At 73.3% G+C, this 4,054-nt stretch carries 1 pseudogene; it reads right to left on the reverse strand.

Annotated features, from left to right (window positions below):
• A pseudogene (locus tag V5O46_RS31430) lies at window positions 1–4,041 on the reverse strand (SDR family NAD(P)-dependent oxidoreductase); the annotation flags it as partial.
• Window positions 4,042–4,054 lie beyond the last annotated feature (13 nt).

Here is a 4,054-nt window from a genome sequence, read left to right on the forward strand (position 1 = left end):
GACGACGTGCGGCGAGGGTTCGCCATGGGCGAGGGCGTCGAGCGCGGCGGTGAGAGCGTCGGGGGTCTCGGCGACCACCACGGCGCGGTGCTGGAACAGGGCGCGGCCGTTGACGAGCGTGTCGGCGACGGCCGCGGGGTCCAACTCGGGCCGCTGCTCGACGTATTCGCGGAGCTGTCGTGCCTGAGCGCGCAGCGCCTCCGCGGTCCGCGCCGAGATCACCCACGGCACGACGCCCGAGTGGGCGGGCTGGCCCTGGTCGAGGGCGATGGGGGACTCTTCGATGATGGCGTGCGCGTTGGTGCCGCTGACGCCGAAGGAGGAGACGCCGGCCCGGCGAGGCCGGTCGGTCCCGGGCCAGGCCTGTTCCTCGGTGAGGAGGGTGACGGCTCCGGCGTCCCAGTCGACATGGGTGGTGGGCTCATCGACGTGGAGGGTGCGAGGTAGCAGGCCGTGGCGCATGGCCATGACCATCTTGATGACACCTGCGACACCGGCGGCTGCCTGCGTGTGCCCGATGTTGGACTTGACCGAGCCCAGCCACAGGGGCCGGTCGACAGGCCGGTCCTGGCCGTAGGTGGCGATCAGCGCCTGCGCCTCGATCGGGTCACCCAGGATCGTACCCGTGCCGTGTGCCTCGACCGCGTCGACCTGGTCAGGGGTGAGACCGGCGTTGGCGAGGGCCTGCCGGATCACCCGCTGCTGCGAGGGGCCGTTCGGCGCGGTCAGCCCATTGCTGGCGCCGTCCTGGTTGACGGCCGTGCCCCGCACGATGCCCAGAACCGGGTGTCCATGCCGTTCGGCATCGGAGAGCCGCTCCAGCAGCAGCATGCCGACGCCCTCGCCCCAGCCGGTGCCGTCGGCGGCCTCGGCGAAGGCCTTGACCCGGGCGTCGGGGGCGAGCCCCCGCTGACGGCTGAACTCCACGAAGACCTCGGGAGTCGACATGACCGTCACACCGCCCGCGAGGGCGAGCGAGCACTCGCCGGAGCGCAGTGACTGCGCGGCCATGTGCAGGGCGACCAGGGACGACGAGCAGGCGGTGTCGACGGTGACGGCCGGGCCCTCCAGGCCCAGGGTGTATGCCACGCGGCCCGACGCGACGCTGCCCGCGATACCCGTACCGAGGTAGCCCTCGACGGTTTCCGGCACCTGCCGGAGCAGGGTGGCGTAGTCCTGCCCGTTGCTGCCGACGAAGACGCCGGCCTTGCTGCCGCGCAGGGACTTCGGGTCGATGCCGGCCCGCTCGAAGGCCTCCCAGGAGGTCTCAAGGAGCAGCCGCTGCTGCGGGTCCATGGCCAGGGCCTCGCGCGGGTTGATGCCGAAGAAGGCCGCGTCGAACTCGCTCACGCCCTGGAGGAAGGCCCCTTCGCGCACATACGACGTGCCGGAGCGCTCCGGGTCGGCGTCGTAGAGCGCCTCCAGGTCCCAGCCGCGGTCGGCGGGGAAGGGCGCGACCGCGTCACCACCCGCCGCCAGCAGCGCCCACAGCTGCTCGGGCGTCCGGATCCCGCCCGGGAAGCGGCAGCTCATGGCCACGATCGCGATCGGGTCGTCGTCGGCCACCGGCGCACCGGGAGCGGCCACCTGCGCGGCCGCGGCGGTGTCGCCTCCGAGGCCGGGGAACTCGCCCAGCACATGGCGGGCGAGCTCGGTCGCCGTCGGGTAGTCGAAGATCACGCTGGTGGTCAGCCGCAGCCCGGTGGCCGCGTTGAGCCGGTTGCGCAGCTGGACCGCGCCGAGCGAGTCGAAGCCGAGCTCCTTGAACGCGCGGTTCGGAGCCACCGACTGCGGCCCGGCGTGTCCGAGCACCAACGCCGCCTGGGTGCGCACCAGTTCCAGCACCAGCTCCTCCCGCTGCGGCACCGTCAGCGCGGCCAGCTGCCCGGCCGGCGACGACTCCTCGGCGCGTTGCGCTCCGCCGGACCCGGCCGGCCCGGCCGTCGCCCGCAGCTCCCGTACGTCAGCCAGGTCGGAGATCAGCGGGCTGGGACGGGCGGCGGTGTACGCCGGTACGAAGCGGCCCCAGTCGATGTCGGCGACCGTCACGGCCGGAGTGCCGTGGCCGACGGCCTGGGCCAGCGCGGTGAGCGCGAGGTCCGGGGACATCGGGGGGAACCCGCTGCGGTGCAACTGCTCCGCCGCCGCGTGCCCCGTCGCCATACCGGAGTCCGCCCAGGCCCCCCACGCCACGGAGGTGGCGGGTAGCCCCAGCGCCTGCCGCTGCTGTGCGAGTGCGTCCAAGTGGGCGTTCGCGGCAGCATAGTTGGCCTGGCCCTCGTTGCCGAAGGTGGCGGCCGCCGAGGAGAACAGGACGAACGCGTCGAGGTCGAGGTGACGCGTGTACCGGTCGAGCAGCGCCGCGGCGGTGACCTTCGGACGCAGGACATGGTCGAGGCGGTCGGCGGTGAGGTGGTCCAGTACGCCGTCGTCGAGGCTGCCGGCGGTGTGCACGACCGCCGTGAGGCGCGGGTGCTCGGCGACCAGGGAGCGCACCGACTCGGGGTCGCTCACATCACAGGCCGCGAAGGTCGCTGTGACGCCGAGTGCGGCGAGTTCGTCGCCCAGGGCGGCGGCCCCGGGGGCGGCCTCGCCGCCCCGCCTGCTGGCGAGGACGAGGTGGTCGGCGCCGTTCTCGGCGGCCCAGCGCGCGACGTGTGCGCCGAGCGCGCCGGTGCCGCCGGTGATCAGGACCGTGCCGCGCGGCTGCCAGCCCGTACCGCTGCTGCCTGCCGCCCGGGTCAGTCGGCGCGCGAGGACACCGGCCGCGCGGATGGCCACCTGGTCCTCGCCGCCGGGCGCCGCGGCCAGTACGGCACGCAGGTGTGCGGCGCCGCGTTCGTCGAGCTGTTCGGGCAGGTCGACGAGCCCGCCCCAACGGTCGGGGTGTTCGAGAGCCGCGACCTGCCCCAGGCCCCAGACCTGCGCCTGGGCGGGGTGGGCGAGCGGGTCGGAGCCGCCGGTGGTGACCGCACCCTGGGTGGCGCACCAGAGGGGAGCCTCGACGCCCGCGTCGCCGAGAGCCTGGACGAGCGCCAGGGTCGGGGCGACCGTACCGGCCTCCTCCTCGCTGTCGGCGTCCGCGAGCGCGAGCAGCGACAGCACGCCGGTCACCGGGGCGTCGAACTCCGCGCGCGCATCCCGCAGTTGCTCGGCGAAACGCCCCCGGTCGGCCACGGCGGTGTCGAGCGCGACCTGCCGTACGGTACCGTGCCCGCTCTCCAGAGCCCGGACGGCGTCACGTACGAGAGGCCGGCTCTCGTGACCGGCAGGCAGCAACAGCAGCCAGTCGCCGCTGAGTTCAGCCGTGTCGGACTCATCCGGCATCGGCCGCCACACCACCCGGTAGCGCCAGCCGTCCACCGGTGAACCACCGGTCTGCTCCCTGCGCCCGGACCTCGCGTCGAGCCAGTACCGGCAGCGCTGGAAGGCGTACGTCGGCAGGTCGACCCGGCGCGGCGTGTTCCCCCGGCCGGTGAAGAAGGACTGCCAGTCGACGGGTGTCCCGTTGACGTGGAGTTCGGCTGCGGCGCGGGTGAGGGCGTGGGTCTCGTCGAGGTTCTTGACCAGGGTGGGGACGAGGAGGGTGTCGGTGCGGGTGAGGGTGTCCTGGGCGAGGGCGGTGAGGACGCCGCCGGGTCCTATTTCCAGGTAGCGGGTGGTGTCGTGCTGTTCGAGCCAGGTGATCTGGTCGGTGAAGCGGACGGCGTCGCGGATGTGGCGGACCCAGTACTCGGGGTCGTGGACGGCGTTTCCGGCGGGCAGTGCCAGGCGTGTCGGGTGGAACTCGACACTGTGCAGGACCTGTCGGAACTGGTCGAGCATGGGGTTCATGTGGGGGGAGTGGAAGGCGTGGCTGACCTTCAGGCGGCTGGTGCGGTGGCCGCGTGTGGTGAGCTGGGTGGCGATGTCCTGGACGATGTGTTCGGTGCCGCTGATGACGGTGGCGCGGGGTCCGTTGACGGCGGCGATCGCCGCGTGGTGTTCGTGTCCGGCGAGCAGGGGCAGGACGTCGGTTTCGGGTGCTTCGATGGCGATCATGGTGCCGCCGGGG

This window comes from Streptomyces poriticola (assembly GCF_036689765.1).
GTDB lineage: Bacteria > Actinomycetota > Actinomycetes > Streptomycetales > Streptomycetaceae > Streptomyces > Streptomyces poriticola.